The sequence below is a fragment of the Flavobacterium sp. genome, from assembly GCF_031363805.1.
GTDB lineage: Bacteria > Bacteroidota > Bacteroidia > Flavobacteriales > Flavobacteriaceae > Flavobacterium.
In genome coordinates this window covers 1-2840 of the sequence record NZ_JANLVD010000205.1, presented here as the reverse complement: position 1 = coordinate 2840, position 2840 = coordinate 1, and the positions used below count along the sequence as shown (strand labels likewise).

The 2840-nt window shown below is 32.5% G+C and carries 2 protein-coding genes; both read left to right on the top strand.

Translation table 11 applies throughout. The features are described 5' to 3' along the window. Positions 1 to 2548, top strand: a 2548-nt coding sequence (locus RMN92_RS10845; protein ID WP_309609463.1) for a VCBS repeat-containing protein, incomplete at its 5' end; no start/stop codon positions are given. After that, positions 2541 to 2840, top strand: a 300-nt coding sequence (locus tag RMN92_RS10840; protein ID WP_309609462.1) for a VCBS repeat-containing protein, incomplete at its 3' end; no start/stop codon positions are given. The genes RMN92_RS10845 and RMN92_RS10840, both read left to right, overlap by 8 nt.

The following is a 2840-nucleotide window of genomic DNA, read 5'->3' as shown; positions in this document are numbered from 1 at the left end:
GGGCGATGTTAATGGCGATTTATATCCTGATATTTACATTTCAAACGATTTTTACGAACGGGATTATTTATACATCAACAATAAAAACGGCACTTTTTCTGAGCAAATTCAAAATTGGGCTTCGCACATCAGCCAATCTTCTATGGGTGCAGATATGGCCGACATGAACAACGATGGACAAGCGGATGTTTTTGTTACAGATATGTTACCCGAACCTGACGACCGACTCAAAACCACTACCAGTTTCGACAATTATGATTTATTCACCAGAAAATTAAACTTGGATTTTTACAATCAATACATGCAAAATACCTTACAACTCAATAATGGAAATAACCAGTTTCTTGAAATAGCAAATTATGCTGGAGTCGCCAAAACGGATTGGAGTTGGGGCGCTTTATTATTCGATATGGACAATGACGGCTATAAAGATATATATGTTTGCAATGGCATATACCACGATTTAACCAACCAAGATTTTATGGATTTTTTCGCCAATGAACTGATGCAAAAAATGGTCATTACTGGCAAAAAGGAGGAAATAGAAACTATTATCAGTAAAATGCCTAGTGTTGCGATACCCAATTATGCTTTTAAAAACAACACCAATCTTACTTTTACCAATGAAGCTAAAAACTGGGGATTGGACACTCCGAGCTTTTCTAATGGGGCTGCATATGGTGATTTAGACAACGATGGTGATTTAGATTTGATTGTGAACAATGTAAATATGCCTGCTTTTGTTTATCAAAACAATTCAGAAAAGAAAAAAGACCATCATTTTATTAAAGTAAAACTAAAAGGTGACAAACAAAATAAATTTGGCGTTGGTAGTGTGGTCAAACTATTTTCTGGAAAGGAAATTATCAAACAAGAACTCATTCCGTCCAGAGGTTTTCAATCGTCTATGGATTACATGATGACGTTTGGCATTGGAACTAAAAAAATTGATTCTTTACAAGTCATTTGGACAAATAGCAAATGTCAAACCATCAAAAAAGTGACAAACAATACTACCATTACTTTAAATATAGCGGATGCAAAATCCAATTACAATCTCAAGACTAAAACTATCAAACCATTATTCTCTGAAAAACCAAACACTTTTCAATCTCACAAAGAAAATGATTATATCGATTTTGATTATGAAGGGTTAATTTCAAAAATGCTTTCGCAAGAAGGTCCTTCATTGGCTGTAGCCGATGTAAACAATGATGGAAATGAAGATGTATTTATAGGCGGAGCAAAGGGCAATTCAAGCAAATTATACCTAAACAGAGGAAATGAAAATTATAGCTTAACAACACAATCAGATTTTGAAACTGATGCCAATTATGAAAATACTGCAGCTGCCTTTTTTGATGTTGATCATGATGGTGACCAAGACTTACTAGTAGGTTCTGGAGGCAACGAAAAATCGGATCAAGCCAATTACAAAAACCGATTGTATATCAATAATGGAAAAGGCATATTTACCAAAAGCAAAAACACTATTCCAACCACAAATAATAATGTTGCTGTCATTGCGCCCTATGATTTTGATAATGATGGTGATATTGATGTTTTTATTGGAAGCAGAAGCGTTTCTGGTGTTTATGGTATAGACCCAAAACACTTATTATTAGAAAACAATGGTAAAGGAGAATTCAGCAATATCATCGACAAGGTTGCTTTCAAATTAAATCAGATGGGTATGATTACTGATGCCGTTTGGGAAGATATTGACAATGATAATAAAAAAGATTTAATTGTAGTAGGCGATTGGTCATCGACAAAAATATTCAAAAATACAGGTCGAAGACTGGCTGAATTTAAAAGCAATCTAAGTGACTATTCAGGATTTTGGAATACTGTAGCCTGTGTTGATTTAAACAATGATGGAAAAAAAGATTTGATTTTAGGAAACAAAGGAACCAATACGACTTATAAATGTTCAAAATCAAAACCTATGAAATTGTTTGTCAATGATTTTGATGAAAATGGAACGATAGAACAAATAACCACGCAAACAATAAATGGAAAAGACATGCCTTTATCGCTAAAAAAAGAATTAGCAAGCCAAATTCCATCCATTAAAAAGAAGAATTTGAGTTTTGCCGCTTATGCTCAAAAATCATTTCAAGAAATATTCAAACCAGAAGTCGTTGAAAATTCGATTAAAAAAACAGCCAACATTCAAGAAAGTGTCATCGCTATCAATAAAGGAAATGGTCAATTTGAAATTCAAGTTCTTCCATCGGCTGTGCAGTTTTCTTCTGTAAATACTATTTGCACAGCAGATATTAACAAAGACGGTATTTTAGATATAATTCTTGGTGGCAACCAATACGAATTCAAACCGCAATTTTCAAGATTGGATGCAAATTATGGTAGTGTTCTCATTGGAAATAAAAAAGGTAAATATTATTGGATGCCGTACAATGAATCAGGATTCTTGATTAAAGGTGAAGTAAAACATTTAAAAACCATAAAGAACAAAAACAATAGTCTGACCATTATTGCAGTAATCAATGACAATAAACCCAAAATATTTAAACTGAATGATTAATTTTTTTAAAATAGGACTTTTTTCATTATTACTTTTAGCTTGTGCTAAAAAAGAAGATTTATTGTTTGAAAAATTGGCTTCCAATCAAAGTAATATCACATTCAACAACCAGCTTTTACCTACCAAAAATATATCCATTTTAGATTATCTATACTATTACAATGGTGGCGGAGTTTCTTTGGGCGATATCAATAATGACGGACTAGTAGATATTTATTTCACTTCCAATCAAGGCAAGAATAAATTATATCTCAATAAAGGAAATAATAAATTTGAAGATATCACTGCAAAA